The sequence below is a fragment of the Lysobacter sp. BMK333-48F3 genome, from assembly GCF_019733395.1.
Classification (GTDB): domain Bacteria; phylum Pseudomonadota; class Gammaproteobacteria; order Xanthomonadales; family Xanthomonadaceae; genus Lysobacter.
In genome coordinates this window covers 4,156,237-4,178,944 of record NZ_JAIHOO010000001.1, presented here as the reverse complement: position 1 = coordinate 4,178,944, position 22,708 = coordinate 4,156,237, and the positions used below count along the sequence as shown (strand labels likewise).

Annotated in this window: 20 protein-coding genes (1 of these 20 cut by a window edge); 7 read left to right on the top strand and 13 right to left on the bottom strand. The window is 70.3% G+C overall.

Annotated features, from left to right (window positions below; translation table 11 throughout):
* The first annotated feature begins 33 nt into the window (after nt 1-33).
* Together K4L06_RS18010 and K4L06_RS18005 are read left to right on the top strand one after the other, a co-directional pair.
* On the top strand, nt 34-333 hold the full coding sequence (locus tag K4L06_RS18010; RefSeq protein ID WP_221672702.1) for a hypothetical protein: 300 nt from the start codon (nt 34-36) through the stop codon (nt 331-333).
* A 171-nt stretch (nt 334-504) separates the two neighbouring features.
* Nucleotides 505-1,746 (top strand): hypothetical protein, encoded by a 1,242-nt coding sequence (locus K4L06_RS18005; protein WP_255595214.1) that lies wholly within the window; start codon nt 505-507, stop codon nt 1,744-1,746.
* On the opposite strand, the gene K4L06_RS18000 is transcribed toward K4L06_RS18005, so the two are convergent.
* Entirely contained in the window at nt 1,743-2,534 is a 792-nt protein-coding gene (locus K4L06_RS18000; RefSeq protein WP_221672701.1) for an aminotransferase class IV, read from the bottom strand. The two genes, K4L06_RS18005 and K4L06_RS18000, sit on opposite strands and share 4 nt — an antisense overlap.
* Nucleotides 2,535-2,779: 245 nt before the next feature.
* Between K4L06_RS18000 and K4L06_RS17995 the strand changes: the two genes are divergently transcribed.
* Nucleotides 2,780-3,166 (top strand): aminotransferase class IV, encoded by a 387-nt coding sequence (locus K4L06_RS17995; RefSeq protein ID WP_221672700.1) that lies wholly within the window; start codon nt 2,780-2,782, stop codon nt 3,164-3,166.
* Between the two features lie 11 nt (nt 3,167-3,177).
* A complete protein-coding gene (locus tag K4L06_RS17990) occupies nt 3,178-4,128 on the top strand; it encodes a hypothetical protein (RefSeq protein ID WP_255595212.1) in 951 nt (316 codons plus the stop codon).
* Nucleotides 4,129-4,156: 28 nt separating this feature from the next.
* On the opposite strand, the gene K4L06_RS17985 is transcribed toward K4L06_RS17990, so the two are convergent.
* The 7 genes from K4L06_RS17985 to K4L06_RS17955 form a co-directional block, all read right to left on the bottom strand.
* Nucleotides 4,157-5,482, bottom strand: a complete 1,326-nt coding sequence (locus K4L06_RS17985) for a di-heme oxidoredictase family protein (protein ID WP_221672699.1) — start codon at nt 5,480-5,482, stop codon at nt 4,157-4,159.
* Between the two features lie 77 nt (nt 5,483-5,559).
* The gene (locus K4L06_RS17980) at nt 5,560-7,134 is read right to left on the bottom strand and encodes a hypothetical protein (protein WP_221672698.1); all 1,575 of its coding nucleotides are present in this window, start codon (nt 7,132-7,134) and stop codon (nt 5,560-5,562) included.
* A gap of 433 nt (nt 7,135-7,567) precedes the next feature.
* Nucleotides 7,568-8,197: an NAD-dependent dehydratase gene (locus K4L06_RS17975; RefSeq protein WP_221672697.1), complete on the bottom strand. Its 630-nt coding sequence runs from the start codon at nt 8,195-8,197 to the stop codon at nt 7,568-7,570.
* Between the two features lie 27 nt (nt 8,198-8,224).
* Nucleotides 8,225-10,405: a beta-glucosidase BglX gene (gene bglX, locus K4L06_RS17970; protein ID WP_221672696.1), complete on the bottom strand. Its 2,181-nt coding sequence runs from the start codon at nt 10,403-10,405 to the stop codon at nt 8,225-8,227.
* 346 nt (nt 10,406-10,751) lie between these two features.
* A complete protein-coding gene (locus K4L06_RS17965) occupies nt 10,752-11,297 on the bottom strand; it encodes a DUF2867 domain-containing protein (protein WP_221672695.1) in 546 nt (181 codons plus the stop codon).
* A 132-nt stretch (nt 11,298-11,429) separates the two neighbouring features.
* The gene (locus tag K4L06_RS17960) at nt 11,430-11,729 is read right to left on the bottom strand and encodes a hypothetical protein (protein WP_221672694.1); all 300 of its coding nucleotides are present in this window, start codon (nt 11,727-11,729) and stop codon (nt 11,430-11,432) included.
* A gap of 159 nt (nt 11,730-11,888) precedes the next feature.
* Nucleotides 11,889-12,803: a LysR family transcriptional regulator gene (locus tag K4L06_RS17955; protein ID WP_221672693.1), complete on the bottom strand. Its 915-nt coding sequence runs from the start codon at nt 12,801-12,803 to the stop codon at nt 11,889-11,891.
* A gap of 121 nt (nt 12,804-12,924) precedes the next feature.
* On the opposite strand from K4L06_RS17955, the gene K4L06_RS17950 reads away from it, so the two are divergent.
* The 3 genes from K4L06_RS17950 to K4L06_RS17940 all read left to right on the top strand — a co-directional run bounded on the left by K4L06_RS17950 (nt 12,925) and on the right by K4L06_RS17940 (nt 15,360).
* On the top strand, nt 12,925-13,626 hold the full coding sequence (locus K4L06_RS17950) for a pirin family protein (protein ID WP_221672692.1): 702 nt from the start codon (nt 12,925-12,927) through the stop codon (nt 13,624-13,626).
* Between the two features lie 121 nt (nt 13,627-13,747).
* Complete coding sequence (gene wrbA, locus K4L06_RS17945) at nt 13,748-14,347, top strand: NAD(P)H:quinone oxidoreductase (protein WP_221672691.1); 600 nt, start codon at nt 13,748-13,750, stop codon at nt 14,345-14,347.
* A 182-nt stretch (nt 14,348-14,529) separates the two neighbouring features.
* The gene (locus K4L06_RS17940) at nt 14,530-15,360 is read left to right on the top strand and encodes an alpha/beta hydrolase (protein WP_221672690.1); all 831 of its coding nucleotides are present in this window, start codon (nt 14,530-14,532) and stop codon (nt 15,358-15,360) included.
* A 93-nt stretch (nt 15,361-15,453) separates the two neighbouring features.
* On the opposite strand, the gene K4L06_RS17935 is transcribed toward K4L06_RS17940, so the two are convergent.
* The 5 genes in view from K4L06_RS17935 to K4L06_RS17915 are tightly spaced (at most 45 nt apart) and all read right to left on the bottom strand, a layout consistent with a single transcriptional unit that may run on beyond the window.
* Entirely contained in the window at nt 15,454-16,866 is a 1,413-nt protein-coding gene (locus tag K4L06_RS17935) for a hypothetical protein (RefSeq protein WP_221672689.1), read from the bottom strand.
* 25 nt (nt 16,867-16,891) lie between these two features.
* Entirely contained in the window at nt 16,892-18,064 is a 1,173-nt protein-coding gene (locus tag K4L06_RS17930) for a hypothetical protein (RefSeq protein ID WP_221672688.1), read from the bottom strand.
* A gap of 44 nt (nt 18,065-18,108) precedes the next feature.
* A complete protein-coding gene (locus K4L06_RS17925) occupies nt 18,109-19,047 on the bottom strand; it encodes a TauD/TfdA family dioxygenase (RefSeq protein WP_221672687.1) in 939 nt (312 codons plus the stop codon).
* 45 nt (nt 19,048-19,092) lie between these two features.
* A complete protein-coding gene (locus K4L06_RS17920; protein ID WP_221672686.1) occupies nt 19,093-20,076 on the bottom strand; it encodes a TauD/TfdA family dioxygenase in 984 nt (327 codons plus the stop codon).
* A gap of 2 nt (nt 20,077-20,078) precedes the next feature.
* Nucleotides 20,079-22,708 carry the 3' end of a non-ribosomal peptide synthetase gene (locus tag K4L06_RS17915; protein WP_221672685.1) on the bottom strand. It continues 5,662 nt past the right edge of the window, so only the last 2,630 of its 8,292 coding nucleotides appear in the window; its start codon lies off the right edge, out of view; it ends in the stop codon at nt 20,079-20,081.

Below are 22,708 nucleotides of genomic sequence, written 5' to 3'. Positions count from 1 at the left end.
ACGACGGATGACCCCATGTCCAAGGCGACAACCATGAGCCCGCTACTGATCGCGCTGATGCTGCTGGCCGCTTGCGGCGGCGAGCACAAACAGCCGCCCGCCGATCGCGCGCCGCCGGCGTCGAGCCGGGCGGAACCTTTGCTCGGCGCCACCATCGTCGGCAGCGCGGAATCGCCGGACCCGGTGCTGCAGCGGGTCATGGAGCTGGAAAAACAGGGCGTGGTCGAGGACGTGACGGTGATGGAGTCGTTCCCGGTGCAGATCCGCCTGCGCGCGCCGCAACGGGTGATCGACGAACTGCAACGCATGCCGCGCAAGGGCGCGCTGCGCTGATCCGGACCTCCGTCCGCACGCTCCGGCACGGCCCCGCCTCGCGATCGAGGCGTTGATGCGCGCTTAACGCCGGGCGCTTAGGCTGCCGGCATGTTTGCGTGGATGCGAATCCAGCCGCGCGGAAGGCGCCGTTGCGCTGCCGCTGCGTTGCTCCTGCTTGCGGCGTTCGCGATGGCGGACGCATTCGCCGCGGATCCCGCGTCGGCGACCTGCAAGCGCGCCCTGCTGCAAGACCTGGGCTGGCGCTTCGAGCCCACCGCCGACGCCGAAACCGCGGTGCAGGCGGGCACGCCCTGCGATCGGGCCGATCTGGCCCAGGCGCAGGCGCAGGGCGACCTATTGGTGCGATGGCCGAACCGGATCGGCCCGGCCGAACGCGAGCGGCAGTTGGATGCGCTGCTGCGCCACCCCGCCACGGTCTGCGCCTACGGCTACCAACTGGGCGTCGCCACCCGCCGCGCCGTCGACCGTTTGACGGCCAATCGCGGCTTCCGCTTCACCGCCGTGCAACTGGGCTGGGTGGGCTTCGGCCCGACCGGCGCGCGACACGACGGATGGCGCCCGATCGCCTGGTTCGGTCGCGGCTATCGCCCCAGCGGCGCGAATTCGCGCGCCATCGACGCGTTCTACCGCGGCCAGGTGCGCGGCGAATGCGGCCTGGGCCGGCAGATCGCCCAGTACGCGACCCAGGCCGAGCTTTACGGGCGCGAGGGATTCGACCGCGAATTCGCTGCCGACGAAATCGTCATCGGCAGCTTCAACCGCATCCGGCGCAGCCGCAGCATCCTGCTCGGCAGTTCGGCGGGCGAGTTCAGCCGCGACGGCGACGCCGCCCTCGCCTCGCGCAGCGGACGCCAGGCGTTCATGGGCCTGCCGGGCTTCATCTACCACGTGTTCGAACGCAGCGCGCTGGACGACCTCAACAACCAGGCCGAGAACTTCGTGGTCTACGACGTCAGCGAAGCCGCGGCGAACGCGCTGCGCCGCCAGCGCGGGTTCGAGCACTACAACCGCCGCAACCGCCAGATCTGGTCGCTGGCGCGTAGCCTGCATCCGCGTCCGCTGCATCGCTACTACGAACGCCTGCTGTACCGGCGCGACCCGGTCCTGCGCGCGCAATTGCCCGCCGATGCGCGAGCGGCGCTGGCGCAGCTCGATGCCGAACTCGACGACCCGTTCTACCGCGGCTTCGAGATCTACGTGCACCGTCAGGGGGTCAAGCCGGTCGGCTACCACATCGTCCGCCTGCTCGACCGCAACCCGCGCACGCCGTTCCGGATCGAACTGGGTTTGCACAATCTGCACACGACGCTGTACCGGCGCTACCTCGCGCACCGGCTGGCGGCCTGCGCAGGCGCCGGACCGTCCGAATCGGCTGTCGCCGCCCCAGGCGACGCCGACGAGGCTCGCTAGTGTTCTATCTGGGTCGCGAGCGCGCTCAGTCGCTGTGCATCGACGCTCATCGTCCGCTCGTCGATCCGGGTCAAGCCGCGCAGGCCGAGGCTGTTGCTGAGGAATGCCGATTCGGCCGACAGCAGGGTCTCGACCTCGACCGGACGCTCGACCGCGCCGCAGCGTTCGATCAGCAACTGGCGCGCGATCCCCGGCAGGGCGCCGTCGACGATCGGCGGCGTGATCAGTTCGCCGGCGCGGACCAGGAACAGGTTGGCGACCGCCGCTTCGGCCAGGCGGCCGGCGGTGTTAAGCAGCAGCGCCTGGTCGGCGCCGCGTTGCGCGGCTTCGCGGGCGGCGAGCACGTTGTCGAGATAGCTGAGCGATTTGATCCGCGACAGGGGCGAATGCTCGTTGCGCCGGGTCGAGCGGGCGACGACCGCGGAAACGTCGCCGGCCGGCGGCAGCGGACCGGCGGAGACGATCGTCGTCGGTCGCGGATCGCTGGGCGGCAGCACGCCGCGCGACGAGGGCCCGCGGCTCAGGCTCAGTCGGATCGCGGCCTGGTCCAGCCCGGCTTCGTGCACCACCGCGGCCATCGCGGTACCGAGCTCGGCATCGCTCCACGGCAGCGGAATGTCGAGAAAGGCCGCGCCCGCGCGCAGCCGGGCCAGATGCCGCTGCAGATGCCGGGCCTCGCCGCCGGACCAGCGCAGGGTCTCGAACAGGCCGTCGCCCAGGGTGAAGCCGCGGTCGCCGGGCTCGATCGCCGCGCCTTGCCGCATCGCTCCGTTGCACCACACCCGCATCGCACGCCTCCCGCCTGGGTAAGGGACTGTACCGCAAGCCGCCGCGCGGCCGGACGCCGGCGGCGGCCGCCGAACCGGCATGGCAGCGGCACCGCAGCAGGCTCGAGCGCCGTCGACACCATTCCCAGCCGGAGCGATTGCGGGGAAACTGAGCGCCAGGCGCGACGCCCTGCCCGGCGCCGCCGCCGGCGTCCGGCCGCGCGGCGGCTTGCGGTACAGTCCCTTACCCAGGCGGGAGGCGTGCGATGCGGGTGTGGTGCAACGGAGCGATGCGGCAAGGCGCGGCGATCGAGCCCGGCGACCGCGGCTTCACCCTGGGCGACGGCCTGTTCGAGACCCTGCGCTGGTCCGGCGGCGAGGCCCGGCATCTGCAGCGGCATCTGGCCCGGCTGCGCGCGGGCGCGGCCTTTCTCGACATTCCGCTGCCGTGGAGCGATGCCGAGCTCGGTACCGCGATGGCCGCGGACCATCCGCTCGACCAGCGGCGCGGTGGCGTGAATCAGTTGGAACACCAGCAGGCCGGCCAGCAAGGCGCCGACCAGGCCGAGCTTCAACACCAGAACCATCGCCAGCAGGGTCAGCAGCCAGGAGGCGATGCGCGCCGCCGGCGCGCATCGCCTCCTGGCTGCTGACCCTGCTGGCGATGGTTCTGGTGTTGAAGCTCGGCCTGGTCGGCGCCTTGCTGGCCGGCCTGCTGGTGTTCCAACTGATTCACGCCACCGCGCCGCTGGTCGAGCGGATGGTCCGCGGCCATCGCGCCCGGGTGATCGCGGTGGCCTTGCTGGCGGCGGTGGTGGTCGGCGCGCTGATCCTGGCCGTGCTCGGCCTGGCGGCGTTCTTCCGCGCCGACACCGGCGGCGAGCAGGCTCTGCTGGCGCGGATGATGGAGATCATCGACGCCTCGCGCGGGCAGATCCCGCCCTGGGCCCAGCCCTACTTGCCCGCCGACCTGTCCGAGCTGCGCACCGCGGTCAAGGACTGGCTGGAGGCGCATCGCGGCGAGCTGAGCCTGGCCGGTGCCGAAGCGGCGCAGGTCGCGGCGCGGCTGCTGGTCGGCATGGTGCTGGGCGCGATGATCGCGCTGTACGACGAACTGCAACTGCCGCGGCTGGGGCCGCTGGGGCGCGAACTGCTCGGCCGCAGCTCGCGTTTCTCGGCCGCGTTCAAGCGCGTGGTGTTCGCCCAGTTCAAGATTTCCCTGCTCAACACCGCCTTCACCGGCGCCTTCCTGCTGGTGGTGCTGCCGCTGTTCGGGGTGCACCTGCCGCTGGCCAAGACCCTGGTCGCGATCACCTTCGTCCTGGGCCTGCTGCCGGTGCTCGGCAACCTGGTCTCCAACACCCTGATCACCGTCGCCGCGCTGTCGATTTCGCTGTATGCCGCGATCGCCGCGCTGGCCTACCTGGTGCTGATCCACAAGCTCGAGTACTTCCTCAACGCGCGCATCGTCGGCGGCGAGATCCAGGCCCGCGCCTGGGAGCTGCTGCTGGCGATGCTGGTGATGGAAGCGGCCTTCCACATTCCCGGGGTGATCGTGGCGCCGATCTACTACGCCTACATCAAGCGCGAACTGGCCGACCAGGGCTGGATCTAACCTGACCTGATCTGAGCCGACCGGGCGTTCATAGCGAGCGCAGGAACGCCAGCAGATCGCGCCGCCCGGCCGGGTCCAGGCGCAGATAGGCGTCGCGGCTGATCCGGGCTTCACCGCCATGCCACAGGATCGCTTCTTCGATCGACCCGGCGCGGCCGTCGTGCAGGTAGTCCTCGCGCCCGCTGACATCGCGGTTGAGGCCCAGCCCCCACAATGGCGCGGTGCGCCACTCGCGCGCCCCGGCGGCGCCGGCCGGGTGCGGCGCGGCCAGATCCGGCCCCATGTCGTGCAGCAGCAGGTCGGTGAACGGATAGATGGTCTGGTTGCGCAGCGCCGCCACCGGGTGCTCGGAACCGGTGGTCCATTGCGGCCGGTGGCAGGCATCGCAATGACTGGCGCGGAACACGCTGGCCCCGCGCCGGGCCGCGCTGCCGGGCCGTCGCGCCGGCACGCCGAGGGTCTGCAGATAGAACACCAGCCGATCGAGCTCGGCCTGCGTTATCTCGCTGTCGGCGCGACCGGGCGGCTCGATTCCCAGGTCGCGTTGCAAGGCCTCGGCGCTGACCGCGGCGATCGTGGCATGGCTGCCCTTCCAGCCGAAACGGCCCACCGTCGCCTTGCCGCTGGCGGGGTCCCGCACCAGCGCGATGCGGCCGCGGACGCCCAACCGACAATCGCGGCAGGCCCGCGCGCCATCGACGATGTCGGCGTCCGCGATCGCTTCGAGCAGGCCCAGGCCGAACATCGCCGGCGCGGCGCGCAACGAAGGCGTCGCCGCCGGCGCGCCTGCCGATGTCGGTAGCCGGGCCAGTCGCACCACCGGCCGGCGCAAGCTCGCTCCGGCCGCACCGGCGGCCCGCGATGCCACCGTCCGCCAATGCAGCCCGACCGCCGGGTCGGGCGCGACCCCGGGCACCGCGAACGGGCGCACGCGGTCGAAGCCGGCATCGCCGGCCAGGACATCGCTGACCAGGAACACGATCGCTCCGCCCAGGCCGCCGGCCGCACCGGCTTCGCGCGGCGCCGCGCCCTTGCCGTCGCGGCGATGACAGGCCTCGCAGCCCTCGGCGACGAATCGCGGCCCGAGAACGGCCGGCGCGCCTTCGCTCCAACGGCGCGAGAACAAGGCGCTGCCCTGCCCGGCGCGTTCCCGCTCTTCGCCCGACAAGCCGGACAAGGTGGTGGAGAAGGCCGCGCCGGCGAAGCTCAGCACCGTCGCCTCGCCGCCGAGGGCTTCGACCGCCGCCCAAACCGGAACCGGATCTTCCGTCGCCGCGATCGGCAGCGTCGCCGCGGCGGCCGACAGCAAGACGGTCGCCGCCACGGCGGCCATTGCATTGCGCTGCTTCGCCATGCGCCGCCTCCGCGGTGCCGGGCCGCCCGCCGGCGGCGACGTCCGAACCGGACATCGCCGCCGCGGAACGGTGTCGATCAACGCGGCGCGGCGGCCGCAGTCGCCGCGGCGGCCAGAGCGCGCTGCTCCTTGGCGCGCAGCGGCTGCGCATTCACGCCCAACGGCAGCTTGAGGTAACGGATGTCGTTGCTGCGTCCGACGTCGTGGACCAGCACGTCGACATAGACCTGGCCGTCGCGGTCTTCGAACAGGCACTGGCTGACGTCGATCCGGACCTCGTCGCCGAGGTCGGGCAAACCCAGGCTGCGCAGCGCCGGCTCGTCGAACTTGACGAAATGGTCGAACGATTTGCCGGTATCGACGGAAGACACCACCACGATCGAGATATCGCTGGCCGGATCGTCCGAGCCGCGTTCGACATAGGTCGTGGCGCGGATCGGCGTGTCGACCAGGGCGCTGTACTGGTGCTGGCCGCCGCGACCGCTGGCGTCGGCCAGGCGGATTCCGAACGGACTCAGGCGACGGTCGAGCTGGTTGCGGCCTTCCGGCGAGCTGAACAGATCCAGATTGGCCGGCACATGCGTCCACTCCGAACCGGGCTTCATCTTGCGGAAGCTGACCACGCCGATCAGGTTCTGCGGGTCTTCGATCGAGGCCGATTCGAGCGCTTCCGTGGCCGCCACCGGCGACATCGAGTTCATCGAGAAAATGATCTCCTCGCCGCCGGTGGTGGTCATCCACACCAGATTCTGGGTCAGCCATCCGCCGCTGCCGCCGGCCGCATAGACCGACCCCTTGACGGTCAAGCCGTCGGCGCGGGCCTGCGCCGCGCTGAGCTTGGGAAAGTCCTTCACCGAGCGGCCGAACATCGGCACCGGCTTGGACCAACTGCGGCCCTGGTCGCGCGATTCGATCCAGGCCGGATACAGCTTGCCTTTGACGCTGCCGTTGAGATCGCCGGGCGACAGCGCGGGGTCGTCGGTCAGGAAGGTCAGGAACACGTAATCGCCGTGCACGGTCACCGCCGGCGCGCTTTTCACGTGCGGGCTGGAGTACGCCACCGCGGCCTTGGGGAAACTCACGCCGTCCGGCGAAACGCCCACGTAGAGATCGCCCTTGGCCCGATCGGACCAACCGTAGGCCACCGTGTTCGGCACCCGGTTGGGCTTGTTGCCCCAGCCGGTGCGCGAGGCGGCGATGAAGCTGCCTTCGATTCCGGCCAGCGCGGGAGTCAGCGCCTCGGAGGCGACGAATTGCTTGTCCTTGGCCAGCGGATTGCGCGAATACAGCACGCGCCCGGTGCGGCGGCCGTCGCTCTCGTCCACATAGCCCAGATAGGCGCCGACGAAGTTGGAGTCGATCGAGGGATACAGCACGTCGCTGGAGCGGCCGACATCGATCGGCTTGACCGTATACCAGGTCTTGCCGCCGTCATTCGAGCTGGAGAAATACAACTGAGTCTTGCCTTGCGACGAGCCGGTGAAGGAGCTGACCAAGGCGCCCTCGGCGGTGCGCATGATGTTGCGCCCGCCGCCACCGATACTGTCCGGGTCCGCGACGTTGCCGATGCTGCGCGCCGGTTCTGCGGCCGATGCGGCACAGGAAGCCAGCGCGATCGTCGCGCAGGTCAGGTATTGCGCTGCGGTCTTCATCTTCCACCTCGTCGGTTGCTATGGGTCGCGAAACCGAAGCGGGCCAAGCCGCCCGGCGCCAAACGTCGGCGGGCCCCTGCCGGCGTGAGTCCGGTTGCGGGGAGGCGCGCGGATACGGCCGGCCAGCCATGGCGGCCCGCACGATGCCCTTCCCTTCCCGGATCGCCCGATCGGACCGGCCCGTCCGTCGGGCGATAGCTTCCATCGCGCTGTATCGGCTTCAATCCCGCAACATCGCCCGCGAGGGTTCGCGGCGCTGACGGGCGCGCGAATTCCATTCGATTCGTGCGGGTTGCGCACGCGGCGTCAGCGCGGCTGTACGACCTGGCGTCAGCGATGCTGACCCGTGGGATCTACATCCGCGGTCACGAAAACTATGACGAAGCCATTGCGCTTGTCCGAGCGCGGTCGGACGCGGCGCATCCGACCGCGATCACGCCAGGCGATCAGACTCGATGATGCGCACGCCCGGTTCGGCGCGCAGCGCGGCGTCGAGCAAGGCGCGGGCGATGTTGCGCGCCGGGTTGATCCGCCAGCGCAGCGGCAACAGCGGGCCGGCCAGGCGCAGCGCCCAGGTCGCGGCGCGTTCGCCGGCGCGGAATTGCTCGCGCTGTCCGCCGATCAGGCCGGGGCGGACCAGGGTCAGCGATGCGTAGCCCTGCGCCTGCAGTGCCTGTTCCAGTTCGCCCTTGACCCGGTTGTAGAAGATCCGCGATTGCGGATCGGCGCCGAGCGCGGAATTGAGCGCGTAGGCGCGGGCGCCGTGGCGCCGGGCCAGGCGCGCGGCGGCCAAGGGATAATCGAGGTCGACGCGACGGAACGCGGCCTGCGAACCGGCTACGCGCATGGTCGTACCCAGGGCGCAGATCACCGCATCCGCGCGCCACCAATCGGCCTGCTCGGGCAAGGCGTCCCAGTCGATCAGCGGCGCCTGCAGCTTGGGGTGCGGCGCCGGCGCACGGCGGCCCGGCGCGACGACCGCGCTCACCGCCGGCTCGGCCAGGGCGAGTTGCAGGACTTCGCGCCCGACCAGCCCGGTGGCGCCCAGCAGCAATAGTTTCATGCGCCCTCCCCGCCGCGGCAGCGCGACTCAGGCCGGATGGAGTTGGAAAGACACGGCCACGCCGGCGGTCGCCGACGGCGCCACCCACAGGTCGAACGCGCCCGGCTCGGCGAGCAGGCGGTTGTCGACGCCGCGGAATTCCAGATCGCTACGCTCGAGGGTGAACTCGACCGTGCGCGCTTCGCCCGGGGCCAGGGCGATCTTATGGAAGCGCTTGAGCTCGCGGATCGGCCGCACCCGGCTGGCGACGCGGTCGCGGACGTACAACTGCACCACTTCCTCGCCGCTGCGGGTGCCGGCATTGGCGATCCGCGCCCGAACCGTCAATCGCCCGTCCCAGGCCAGGCCGGCCGGGTCGAGCTCGACCGGTCCGTATTCGAAACGGGTATAGGTCAGGCCGTGACCGAACGGATACAGCGCGGAATGATCGACTTCGCGCCAGCGGGTGCGGAACGCCTGCAGGCCGTCCGGCGTGTACGGCCGGCCGGTCGAGGGATGGTTGTAGTAGTACGGCTGCTGGCCGGCGTCGCGCGGAAAGCTCACCGGCAGGCGCGCCGACGGGCTGTGGTCGCCGAACACCAGGTCGGCGATGGCGTGGCCGGTCTGGGTGCCGAGGAACCAGGTCGCGAGGATCGCATCGGCCGATTGCAGCGCCGGGCTCAGCGCCAGCGCGCGGCCGCTGCGCAGCAGCACCGCCACCGGCGTGCCGGTCGCGATCACCGCCTCGGCCAGCGCCTGCTGGGCCGGCGGCAGCACGATCTGGGTGCGCGACTGCGCCTCGCCGGAGTAAACCGAAGGTTCCCCCAGCGCGAGCAGCACCGCCTCGGCCTGGCGCGCCGCGGCCACGGCCGCCTCGATGCCGCCTTCGATCGAGGCCTCGATGGCGCAGCCTTCGACCACCTGCAGCGATTGCGGGTCGGCCAGCGCGGCGCGCAGGCCGGTTTCCAGGTCGATCTCGCGGCTGGCGTCGCCGAAGATGTTCCAGCAGCCGGCGAGATTTTCGCGGTCGCGGGCGAAGGGGCCGATCAGGGCGATGCGCTGGCCGGACTTGCGCAGCGGCAGCAGGTCGCCCTGGTTCTTCAGCATCACCACCGAACGCCGCGCGGCTTCGCGGGCCAAGGCGTCGTGCGCGGCCAGGTACGGCGCCGGGCCCGGCGCCGGTTCGTTCAAGGACCGGTACGGATTCTCGAACAACCCCATCCGCGCCTTGACCGTGAGGATCCGCCGGGCGGCGGTGTCGATCGCGGCCGCGCTGACCCGGCCTTGCCCGACCAACTCGCGCAGGTGATCCATGAACACGCCGCTCTGCATGCTCATGTCCAGGCCGGCGTTGAGGCTCAACTCGGCGGCCTGGCGCTCGTCGGCGGCATAGCCGTGCGCGATCAGTTCGAAGTCGGAGGTGTAATCGGAGACCACGAAGCCTTCGAAGCCCCACTGCTCGCGCAACACCCCGGTCAGCAGCTCGCGGTTGGCAGTCGCGGGCACGCCGTTGATGTCGTTGAACGAGCTCATGACCGTCAGCGCGCCGGCCTCGATTGCGGCCTTGAACGGCGGCAGATGCACTTCGTGCAGCGTCTGCGGCGACAGGTCGACGGCGTTGTAGTCCAGGCCCGCGCTCACCGCGCCGTAGGCGGCGAAGTGCTTGAGCGTGGCCAGCAGCGAGTCGTCGGCGGTCAGGTCCTCGCCCTGGAAGCCGCGCACCCGCGCACGGGCGAACTCGCACGACAGATAAGTGTCTTCGCCACTGGTTTCGGCGACCCGGCCCCAGCGCTGGTCGCGGGCCACGTCGACCACCGGGGCGAAGGTCCAGTGCAGGCCCTCGCGGGTGGCCTCGATCGCGGCCGCGCGGGCGGTGCGCTCGGCCAGTTCCGGTTCGAAGCTGGCCGACTCGCCGAGCGGTATCGGAAACACGGTGCGCATGCCGTGGATAACGTCGGCGCCGAGCAGCAAGGGAATGCCGAGCCGGCTCTCTTCGACCGCGACGCGCTGCAGTTCGCGCCCCTCGGCCGCGCCGACGCCGTTGAACAAGGCGCCGACCTGGCCGGCGCGGATCATCTCGCGGGTGCGCTCCGGGCCCCATTGGAACGAGTCGGGATTGACGTCGAACGCGAAGGGGCGGATCGAGTCGGCGAGCACCGACAGCTGACCGATTTTTTCCTCCAGCGTCATGCGCTGGAGCAGCGCATCGACATCAACGCGGCCAGTCATTACGGCTTGCACCCTAGCGTGAAATTATCGTTCAGCATCATATGTAACCGGTTACATGCCTGTCAATGCGAGGTTTCGCTCGCGGCATGCGGGCCGGCGACGCGCACCGGTGCGAACCCGCACCGCGTCCGATACGCATTATGAGGCTTCACCCGACCGGCCCTTGCCGGCGCGATCGTCGGCGATCCGCCGATTGGACGCCAAGGTGTGACGGCGAACTCATCCGGGAGGCAAGAGCCCTCCCCGGAAGGGCCGGTCTGCTGGATCGACGCGGCTGGAGTGGGTGGTCGCGAAGCGCGCGTTTCGCCGCTCCGCCCCAAACTGCACTGCGCCGCTCAGCGCATGGTCAAGCGGCTGCGGCCGCCGGCCAGCCGATCCGTGCCGCACGACGCAGGCAGGCGCGGACGATGCGGCGATGGAACGGCGCGATCGCGAAGATGTAGGCGCGGCCGAGCCGATTATGGCAATGCACCACCGTCGACAAGGTCAGGCGCCGTCCGCGCGGGGTCGCCGTCGAGGGCGAGCACAGCATCGACAGACGGAAGTCGAGGTGCTTGTCGTCTTCGCCGAGCACGATCTCGTCGGCGCGGCGGGTATAGATCCTGAAGAAGCCGACCCGCTCCGCCGCCTGCGCGGGCGTCGTCGCGGTCAGTTGCGCTCCGGTCTTGAGGCCGAGCCCGGCGACCAGCAGGTCGCGCAGACCCATCAGGGCGCGCGACCAGCCCGGCACGTGGGCGAATACGAAACGGGCCAGCTCCTCCGGATTTTGCGAGGCTCCAGGCGGCAGTTCGATCGAATAAGCATCGGCCAGATCGGGATGCGGATAGCGGTCGGCCACGCTGCATTCGCGCGGCAAGGGCACGGCGTGGACGGTATGGCTGGGCAACGGCATGTTCGCTCCTGGCGGGCCACGCCCCATGCGTGGCGTCGGGCGCGGCGTCGGCGGCGTCCGACATCAGTCTGCGCCGGGCCGGCCGGCGCGGGTTGCGACCGATGCGCGCAGGGCGCGCGGCGCCGGACTGCCCTACTTCGCCGGCGACGGGAAGCGCCGCGCCAGCTCCTTGGCGATCTTCCAGCCCAGTTGCTGTGCGGTGCGTTCGCTGACCGCATCCGGGTTCGCCGCCAACCAGGCCAGAGCCTGGCACAGGATGCCGGTCTCGGCACCGGCCGGGTCGCTCCAGGCCGCATCGAAACGATCGGCCTTGCGCCGCCGATAGCGGCGGGCGCGCTCGGCCGGGGTCAGCGCGCTGGTGTACAGCGTCGGCCGGCCGCGTTTCTTGGGCAGATCCAGCTCCAGGGTGCCGGGGTCGTCGGCGTGCTTCATGGCGGCGGGTGGGCTACGCGGCGCGCTATGGTGATGCGTCACGAAGCGCCTATAAAGACTTGAAATAAAACACTAAATCTGCCCTCGATCGGACACTGCCATAGCGAGCGGCGACGACCGCTGCCGGCTACCGCCGGCGCCGCGACGCCAACCGCGAATCTAGGGCTCCGCCCAAGGCGCCTTCTCGAACTTGCGCACCAGATAGTCGATCAACAACTGCACCCGCGCCGGCCGCACCCGGCCGGGCGGCGTGACCACGTGCAACGCGATCGGCGGCGGCGCCCAGTCGGCCATCGCCGCTTCCAGCTTGCCGCTGCGCAATTCGCGCCAGACCAGGAACTCGGGTTGCAGCGCCAGGCCGAGGCCGGCGATCAAGGCCGGATTCAAGGCTTCGGCGTTGTTGACCCGCAACGGCGACGGCACGGCGATGGAAAAGTCGCCGTGGCGCTTGTGCTGGAAGCGCCAGGCGCTGCCGAAACGCGAATAGGTGTAGGACAGGCCGTGATGCGCAGCCAGTTCGCGCGGGTGGCGCGGACGGCCGTGGCGTTCGAAATAGGCCGGCGCGCCGACCAGCAGGACGCGCACGCCGCACAGGCGCCGCGCCAACAGGCTGGAATCGGCCAGGGCCGAGATCCGCAGCGCCAGATCGTAGCCGCCGCCGACCAGGTCGGTGACGCCATCGTCGAAGGCGATCTCCAGGGCGATGTCCGGGTACTTGGCCATGAACTCCGGCAGCACCGGCGACAGGTGGGCGACGCCAAACGACATCGGCGCGGCGATCCGCACCACCCCGCGCGGGTGCTTGGCCTGGGCGGTGATCTCGGCCTCGACCGCCTCGCCCTCGGCGAGGATCCGGCTGGCGCGCTCGAGCGCGCCGCGCCCGCTCTCGGTCAGCGACATGCGCCGCGAAGTCCGATGGAACAGCACGGTCTTGAGCCGCGCCTCCAGCCGGCCGATGGCCTTGGATACGGTCGCCTGGGCGAGGCCGAACTCGGCCGCGGTGCGGGCGAAGGAGCCGGTTTCGGCGACCTTGGCGAAGATCGCCCAGGCTTCGAGGTCGGGGAGTTTCTGCATGGCCTGGCGACTATAACGCTTTTGGAATGAATCCTATTCGATTGGTTCCATTTTAAAGCCGGTCGGCGAGGTCTATCGTGCCGTCCATCGACCACGCAACGACGACTTCGGGAGCCACGACATGATCCAGCATCGCCCCTACGCCAGCCTCGGCGGCGCCAACCACGGCTGGCTCGACGCCAAGCACCATTTCTCCTTCGCCAACTACCACGACGCCGAGCGCATGGGCTGGGGCGCGCTGCGGGTGTGGAACGACGATGCGATCCAGGCCAATACCGGCTTCCCGCCGCATTCGCATGCCGACATGGAGATCATCACCTACGTCCGCGACGGCGCGATCAGCCACCAGGACAACCTCGGCAACCGCGGCCGCACCGAGGCCGGCGACGTGCAGGTGATGAGCGCGGGCAGCGGCATCCAGCACGCCGAGTACAACCTGGAAGCCGACACCAGCCGGATCTTCCAGATCTGGATCATTCCCGACCAGCGCGGCGGCACGCCGACCTGGGGCAGCAAGCCCTTCCCCAAGGGCGAGCGCGCCGGCCGCTTCGTGATCCTGGCCAGCGGCAAGGCCGGCGACGACGACGCCCTGCCGATCCGCGCCGATGCGCGCGTGCTCGGCCTGACCCTCGCCGCCGGCGAGTCGGCCGACTACGCGCTCGGCGCGGACCGCTACGGCTATCTGGTGCCGGCCAAGGGCGCGGTCGAAGTCAACGGCCTGCGCATCGACGCCCGCGACGGTGCGGCGATCCGCAACGAGGCGCAGCTGCGGGTGACCGCGCTGGAAGACGCCGAAATCGTGTTGGTCGACACCGCGCCCTGAGACCGGCGTCGCAAGTCGGCAGGCAGACACACGACGCGACTCACGCTTTCCAAGCCAACGCCGGCAAGGTGTCCGGCGTTGTCGACTCCCGGCAACGCATTCCTACTTTCAAGAGCAATTCATGGCCAAGATTCTGGTGCTGTACTACTCCGCCTACGGGCACGTCGAAACCATGGCGCAAGCCGTTGCCGAAGGCGCCCGCGGCGCCGGCGCCCAGGTCGACATCAAGCGCGTGCCCGAGCTGGTGCCGGAAGAAGTCGCCCGCCGCTCGCACTACAAGCTCGACCAGGCCGCGCCGATCGCCAAGGTCGAAGACCTGGCCGACTACGACGCGATCGTGATCGGCACCGGCACCCGCTTCGGCCGGATGTCCTCGCAGATGGCCAACTTCCTCGATCAGGCCGGCGGGCTGTGGGCGCGCGGCGCGTTGCACGGCAAGGTCGGCTCGGCCTTCACCTCGACCGCGACCCAGCACGGCGGCCAGGAAACCACCCTGTTCTCGATCATCACCAACCTGCTGCACTTCGGCATGGTGGTGGTCGGCCTGGACTACGGCCATGCCGGGCAGATGCGCCTGGACGAGGTCACCGGCGGATCGCCCTACGGCTCGACCACCATCGCCGGCGGCGACGGTTCGCGCCAGCCCAGCGAGAACGAACTGGAAGGCGCGCGCTATCAGGGCCGCGTGGTCGCCGAGACGGCGCAGCGGTTGACCCGCTGAGGGGCAACTGCGGGCACGCGATTGAGCGGGCTGGCGCATAGAAGCAAACAGCAAATCCCCCCTACCCCCCTTTTTCAAAGGGGGGAACGGCAAGGGCAAGGCGGATGCGGGCGCGGCGTCGACTCGCCTTCGCCTTCGCCTTGACTCGACCTACCTACCCCCAACGCAACAGGAGCGACACCATGGGCACCTTCACCACCCAAGACGGCGTGCAGATCTATTACAAGGACTGGGGCCCGCAGGACGGCCAGCCGGTCGTCTTCAGCCACGGCTGGCCGCTCAACGCCGACAGTTGGGAAGCGCAGATGCTGTTCCTGGCCGATCGCGGCTACCGCACCATCGCCCACGACCGCCGCGGCCACGGCCGCTCCAGCCAGCCCTGGCACGGCAACGACATGGATCACTACGCCGACGATCTGGCCCAGTTGATCGAACACCTGGATCTGAAGGGCGCCGCGCTGTTCGGCTTCTCCACCGGCGGCGGCGAAGTCGCGCGCTACATCGGCCGCCACGGCACCGGCCGGGTCGCCAAGGCCGGGCTGATCTCGGCGGTGCCGCCGCAGATGCTCAAGACCGAAGCCAACCCCGGCGGCCTGCCCAAGGACGTGTTCGACGGCCTGCGCGCCGGCTCGATCGCCGACCGCTCCAAGCTCTACCAGGACCTCGCCAGCGGCCCGTTCTTCGGCTTCAACCGCCCCGGCGCGACGCCGTCGCAAGGCATGATCGACTGGTTCTGGATGCAGGGCATGCTGGCCGGGCACAAGAACACCTACGACTGCATCGCCGCGTTCTCGGAAACCGACTTCAGCGAAGACCTGAAGAAGTTCGACGTGCCGACCCTGATCCTGCACGGCGACGACGACCAGGTGGTGCCGATCGACGCCGCCGCCCACGCCGCGGCCAAGCTGGTCAGGAACCACAAGCTGGTGATCTATCCGGGCGCTCCGCACGGCCTGACCGACACCCATAAGGACAAGCTCAACCAGGACCTGCTGGCCTTCCTGCGGTCCTGACCGGTCGCGGCCTCGGCCGCACCGATCCAGGCGCCACCCGCGACGGCCCCGGCGACCTCCGTCCCGGGGCCGTTGCCGTCGCGAGGCCTGCGCTCATTTCGCTCCCGCCGCCGCGGCCGGCGACAGCGCTCCCCCGCTCAGGCCGGAGTGATGCGCGGCCGCCGCGGCGACGTCGCCGGGGGCATCGCGCCAGGCGTCGTGCAGGAACGCGGTCAGCAGGTCGTTGCTGAGCGCCTGGGTCGCGGCCGCGCCGCGCGAGCCGCCGACCAAGCGGCCCAGCAACCAGCGCGCCGGCGGCGCCAGAAACAGCGGCACGTCGGTGAAGCTGTAATGGTTGGCCGCGGCAATCTGGTAGCGGTAGCCGCCGGCGCGGAGATGCCGGATCAGCGCCGCGGTTCCCTGCAAATAGCGTTCGGAGTGGCCGGTCTCGCGGCGGTCGCTTTCCAGCAGCAGCAACGGCACTTCCAGGCGTTGGCGCAAGGCGCGGCCGTACAAGGTGCCGTCCAGATTGGCCGCCGCGCGCAGGCGCGGGTCGGCCATCGCCGCGGCGATCGCCGCGGCGCCGCCGAAGGAGTGGCCGATCGCGGCGACGCGAGTGCGATCCATCCGCGCCGACAGCGCGCCGAAACCGTCGCCGCGCTGGACCCGGTCGAGCACCCCGCGCAAGTCTTCGGCGCGCACCTCCATGCGCATCGCCATGTAGTGCAGTTGGCCGGGATCGTCGGGCGGCAAGCGTTCGATCGGCGTCGCCAGGCGTCCATCAGCGAGTTGGGTCACCGAGACTTCATAGGGATGATCCAGCGCCAGCACGACGAAACCGCGGCTGGCCAGATCGGCGAGCAAACCGCTGTAGAACCCGCGCGAGGCGCCGTAGCCCGGCGAGAACAGCACCACCGGCCAGGGCCGCGTCGAGGCCAGCGGCGGCGCCTGCCCGCGGGCGTGGGTGTCGATGCGTCCGTAGCGCGCCATCGCCAACGAGGGAATGAACGAAACCGTTTCCGGCAGGCGGCCGAGGCCATCCAGATACGGCGGCGGCACCGCGCCGCCGGCGGCGGCGGGGTACCAGGCCTGGACGACCAGATTGCGCCGATCGCGCGGATCGGCGGTGGCCGCTTCGAGGCGCTGCGGATCGACCCAGCGGAAGACCCGGCTGCCGACCGGATACGGCCCGCGCGGCGGCGGCAGCTCCGGCACCGGCAACAAGGCCCAGGGCAAGGCCGCAGCCGCCGCGAGCGCCAGCAGCCCGCCGCGTCCGGTCCAGACCAGGGCGCGATGCCGCGGCGACGGTCGCCGCCGCAGCCAGGCCAACGCGGCCAGCGCCAGGACCAGCGCGCACAACGGCGCGTACTGCCAACACGGCCCCAGCCGCCATGCCTGCACCGCCATGCCCAGCCCCGACAGCGCCGCCACAGCGGCCAGACCGCGCGGCCCCGGCCGCGACGACAGCGCCGCCAACCAGGCCGCGCCCAGGGCCAGCGCGAGAATCGCCAGATCCGGATACGACATCGGCGTCATGCCCTGCCCGACCCGCTCAACCGCCGTACTTGGCGAGCATGCCGAGGTTCTCGCTGAGCGCGGCCTGGAAGTGATCGCGTTGCGACGGCACCCACATCGGCGGATCGAACGAGGCGACGATGCGGCCGGGTTCGATCCGGATCGTGCCGGCCAGGGGTTCGCGCACCGCGAAACCGTCGCCTTGCACGTCGACTTGGAACCCCAGCGCCTCGCCTTGCTTGAGCTGGGCTTTGAGCGATTCCTGCAGTTTGGCCGGACGTCCGGCATGGGCGATCGAGATCTCGATCGGGCGCAGGTCCGGCAACGGCAGCAATACCGCGGCGGTGACCTTGGACGGCCCGGAAGCGGCGGCGAAGTGCAGCTTGGCGGCGGCCTCCAGCACCAAGGCCCGCACCGCGGCGACGTCCTCGTTGGCTTCGTAGCCGCTGTGCGCGGTGACGAAGTTGTCGGTCAGCACCGTGGTCGACTCCACCGCGCCGTCGGCGCCGACGCCGAGGCGGAAGGTCATCACCCCCTGCACGTCCTTGTAGGGCTTGACCGGTTCGGCCAGGGCGCGGTGGAACTCGAACACGGTCTTGCGCGCGGCGGCGGCATCCAGCGGACCGGCCACCACCGGCGAGGTCGCGCGCAGATGGCCGACCAGGGCCAGGCGCCCCTCGAGCGGATCCATGCTGCCTTCGATGGTCTGGGTGCCGTGGACGATGCGGTCGTCGAACAGCAGCAACTGGTTGAACTGCGCCGGCACCAGCTCGTACAGCACCTCGCCCTGGACGTGGTGCTTCTTGTAGCTGGGCACGCCGTCGCGCATCAGCAAGGTCTCGCCGCCGGAGAACTTGCGCGTGTCCCAGCGGGTCAGCGAGAACACGAAACCCCAGGTGCCGTTGTGGAAATCGCTGTGCAGGCCGAGGGTACAGCCGTTGACCATCAGGTGCAGATTGGGCGCGCCGGTCGGGATCAGGCCGACGTGGTCGATGCACCACTGCTTCAGGTGTTGGCTGAAGCGGCCCCACAGCGCCTCCGGGATCACCTGCTGCGGCACCGTGCGCAGGTAGGTGTACATCTGCGGCTCGCAAAAGTACTGCCAATGGACGGTCTGCTGGTAGGCGTTCTTGACCTTGCCGTCGTAGGCCGTGCGCATGGCTTCGGCCTCGGGGAAGAAGTCGTTGACGACGTGCTGGCGTTTGATCATGCCGGGGTTCTCATGCGGTGATTCCGAGGGTGGGCGGCCGCGGCTCAGGCGGCCGATGCGGCTGCGGATGCGACGGCGTGGTCGCGCATGTCGCCGAGGGCGACGCGGATCTGGCGGTTGCCGCTGTACGGCAGGCGCCCGTGCGCCAACAGCAGGTTGTTGACCAACAGCACGTCGTGGGTCTGGGTCTGGATCCGCACCGAGCATTCGCTCAGCACCCGGTCGATGGTGCGCACCCACTCGGCCGGAATCGGGCTGCCGTCGCCGAAGAACACCGTGCGCGGGAACTGATCGCGCTGGAAATGCTTGCGCAGCAGGCTGTCGACCTCGGCCGGCAAAGCGTCGGGATGATGCAGCAGGATCTGGTTGAACCAGGCCTCGGTGCCGCGCTCGGGAATATGCAGCAAGGCGTGGGTGCGGTAGGACACGGTGACGTCGTTCTCCGACGGCGCATCGATCTCGTGGCCGGTCGGAGAGATCTTGTCGCGCAACTCCTGCAGACTGCCGACCTTGAAGAACTGCTCCCAGGACGCGTCCAGGCCGCGGATGAAGCGGCGCCGGTAGACCAGCCCCAACTCGCGGAAGCGCTCCAGCATCTGCGCCGGCAGACGCTCGATCACCCGGCGCCCGTCCGACAGGGTCCATTCGCCGCCTTCCGGCGCCGGCTCCAGGCAGAAGAACAATTGCCGCGAGGGCCAGGTATGGGTGTGCGAGGCCTCGTTGTGGAACTGGATTTCCAGGTGCTTGGGGTACGGCGTGGCGAAGTAGACGTTCTCGCTGGCGCTGGCCAGCGGCAGGTCGCCGTAATGCTTGTACAGCGAATCGCAGGCGCTGGCCGCGCTTTCCTCGAAACCGTCCAGGCCGCCGACATCGAAGCCGCGGAACAGCACGTAGCCGTCGTCCCACAATGCGTCGTCGATGATCTGGCGGTTCTGGCGGATCCAGGGCGCGAGCGCTTCGCGTTTGGCGGAGGTGATCTTCATGGTCGTGTTCGCGTCGGTGAGAAAGGAGAGTCGAAAGAAAGCGGTTCAGGACATGGCGACCAGGATCCGGCGCGGGCCGTCGAACGGCAGCCGGCCGTGCGCGGCGAGCAGGTTGTCGACCACCAGCAGGTCGCCCTGCCGCCAGCGGAAGCCGCGCCGGTGCGCATTGAGCACCTCGCGTACGCTGGCCAGGGTGGCGTTGTCGATCCGGCCGCCGTCGCCGTAGTACGCGGCCATCGGCAAGCCGGCCTCGATCTGCGCGCTGAGCGCGCCGCCCATCGGCGTGTTCGAGGCGTGGAACAGATGCACCTGGTTGAACCACACCCGCTCGCCGGTCGCCGGGTGCAGACGCGTCGCCGGCCGTCGCTCGTGGATGCGCAGGCCGCCGTTGCGCTGCCATTCGTAACCGATATCCATCTCGCGGCAATAGGCTTCGACCTGCTCGCGGTCCTGGGTCTCGAAGGCCTTGCTCCAGGCGTTGTACGGCGATTGCGCCGAAGCCAGATTGCGCACGTAGGTCAGTTGCCTGCGTTCGAACTCGTCGACGATCTGCGCCGGCATCGCCTGCAGGATCCGGCGCGAATCGGCGATCGGGGTTTCGCCGCCGGTCTGCGGCGCGACCGCGCAGAAGAAGTACAGCCGCTGCGGCCAGCGGACGCTGTAGGACATCTCGTTGTGCAGCGGGATTTCCAGGTGCTTGGGATACTCGGTCGAGGTGTAGACGCCTTCGGCCACCCGGCTGCGCGGCGAGGTGCCGCCGGTGTAGTCGCGCAGTTGCGGCGCCATCGCCGCGACCGCGCGGCGGAAGTCCTCGGCGTCGCCCAGGGCGAAGCCGCGGAACAACAGGGCGCCGCAACGGTGCAGCTGCGGTTCCAGCCGCGGCATGGCCTGTTCCAGCCAGGCCACGGCGTCCTCCGCGCCGGGTTCGGCCCGGACCAGATGCGGAAAGCCCTCGCCGAGACCGTCGGCGACCGCCGACGGCGGCGTTTCGATCGGGCCGGCGGCTTGCGAGCTGGCGGCTTCGCTCATGCTCATCCTCCCAGGTACCAGTGGCGGCCGACGATCTCGATCAACCGCTGCGCATGCGGCGGTTTGAGCACCGACAGGTGATCGCTGCCGCTCAGGTCGAAACCGCGCAGCTCCGGTTCGAAGCGGCGCCAGGCCTGGACATCGACCGCCTCGTCGCGGTCGCCGTCCACCGCCCGCACCAGCACCGCCAGACCGCCGAACGGACGCTCATGGCGGTAACCGATCGCGCATTGGCGGCAGAACATCTCCAGCACCGGCGCGAAGTCCTCCAGGCGCGCCGTGGCCGGCAACAGACCGGCGCCGCGCATGGCCTCGAACACGCTCTCGGCTTGCCGTTCCGGCGTCAACGCGGCCAGCGACTGCGCGTTCAGGCCGTGCCCGTGCGCGCCTTGCAGGCCGATCAGGCTCAAGTACTCGCCCAGCGCGTGCTCGCGGCCGCCGTGGCCTTCGACCCGCGGCGCTTCGCTGTCGACCAACACCACCGGCGCGACCGCGGCCCCGGCCTCGAGCAAGATCCGCGCGACTTCCAGCGCGACCCAGCCGCCGAAGGAATGGCCGATCAGGTGATACGGCCCGTCCGGCTGCAAAGCGCGGATGGCCTGCGCGTAACGGTGCGCCGCTTCGCTCAGCGTCGGCGGCTCGCCCTCGCGCCCGATCAGGGTCGGCGCCTCCAGGCCGATGTAACTGGCGTCGCCGGGGCTGAGCGCGGCGAAATCCAGGAACGAGGTCGCGTTGGCGCCGGCGCCCGGCAGGCAGAACACCTTGCGCCCGCCGGCGCGGCCGTGGCGGATGACGACCGCGACGCCGGCCGCGGGCGGCTCCGGCACCGGCGCGGGTTCGGCGCCGTCGAGCCGGGCCAGTTGCGCGCCGATCGCCGCGCCGACCCGATCCGCGAGCTCGGCCCGCATCATGATGTTCCAGTGATCGCCGCCGATCGGATGCACCTGCAAGCGGTCGCCGAGCACGTCGCCCCAGCCGTTGGCCGGGTCGCCGGCCTCGGTCGGGTGCGCCGCGAACAGATGCGCCTGGACCGCCAGCGGCTGCGCGTAGTAGCGATGCGCGGCCGCACGCAGGTCGAACCACAGCTGCGCGCGCTGTTCGAACTCCTGCGCGCTCATGTCCTTCTTCAGCCAGCCCTCGCGCCGCGCCAGCGCCACTGCCGCCGGCAGATCCTCGGCGCCGAGCAGGCGTTCGACTTCCGCCGCCTGCAGCTTGCGCCCGTAGTATTCGGCGAACGCGACCAGCAACAGCTTCTTGTCGTGCAGGCCGAGCTCGGACACGCCGCGCTCGCCGTCGCCGCGGTACCAGCTGTCGATCAGGCCGAGGAATTCGACCCGTTCGCCGGCGGCGAGCAACTGCTGCGCGACCTCGTAGGCCAGCGCGCCGCCGGCCGACCAGCCCGCCAGGCGGTACGGCCCTTGCGGCACCGCTTCGCGGATCAGCCGCACATAGCCGGCGGCGATGTCTTCGCTGCGGCTGTCGGCGTGGACCTGGCGGTAGTCCGCGCGGATGCCGTACAGGCCGACCTCGGCGCCGATGTGCCGGGCTAGACGCTCGTAGGCCAGCACCTCGCCGCTGGGCTCGTGGACGAAGATCAGCGGCCGCGCCGCACCGCCCTTGCGGATCGTCACCCACTGCTCGTGGGCGAAGCCGCCGCGCGGCCGGTCGATCAGCGCCGCCAGTTCGCTCAGCCGCTGCGCCAACAGCACGTCCTGCAGCGCGACTTCATAACCCTTCTGCTTCAGGCCTTCGATGACCTGGAACACCATCAGCGAATAGCCGCCGAGATCGAAGAAATTGTCGTGGCGGCCGACCTGTTCGACGCCGAGCAGCTCCGACCACAAGGCCGCGATCGCCAGTTCGGCGTCGCCCTGCGGCGGCTCGTAGCGGCTCAGCGCCAGCCCCTGCCCGTCCGGCGCCGGCAAGGCCTTGCGGTCGAGCTTGCCGTTCGGAGTCAGCGGCAACGCGTCCACGCTGACGAACGCCGACGGCAGCATGTACTCGGGCAGTTGCGACGCCAGCCCGGCGCGCAACTGCGCCGGATCCAGCGCGGGATCCGGCGTCGGCGCGCCGGCGAGGCCGACCACGTAGGCGACCAGGCGTTTGTCGCCGGGACTGTCCTCGCGGGCGATCACCGCCGCCTCGCGCACGCCCGGCTGCGAGGCCAGACGCGCCTCGATCTCGCCGAGCTCGATCCGGAACCCGCGCAGCTTGACCTGGAAGTCGTTGCGGCCGAGATACTCCAGGGTACCGTCCTCGCGCCAGCGGCCGAGGTCGCCGGTCTTGTACATGCGCGCCTGCGGATCGGCCGCGAACGGGTCGCGCGGGAAGCGTTCGGCGGTCAGTTCGGGGCGATCCAGATAGCCGCGGGCCACGCCGGCGCCGCCGATGTGGATCTCGCCGGCCACGCCGACCGGCACCGCATGGCCGGCCTCGTCGAGCAGATAGATCCGCGCGCCCGGCATGACCCGGCCGATATGCGGCCGGCGGCCGTCGATCACGCCGCAGCTGGCGTCGACGCTGCACTCGGTCGGGCCGTACATGTTGAAGAACAGCCGGTCCTCGACCGCGGCCAGCGCGCCCCAGGTCGCCGAGTCGATCGCTTCGCCGCCGAGCAGCAGCTTACGCAGGC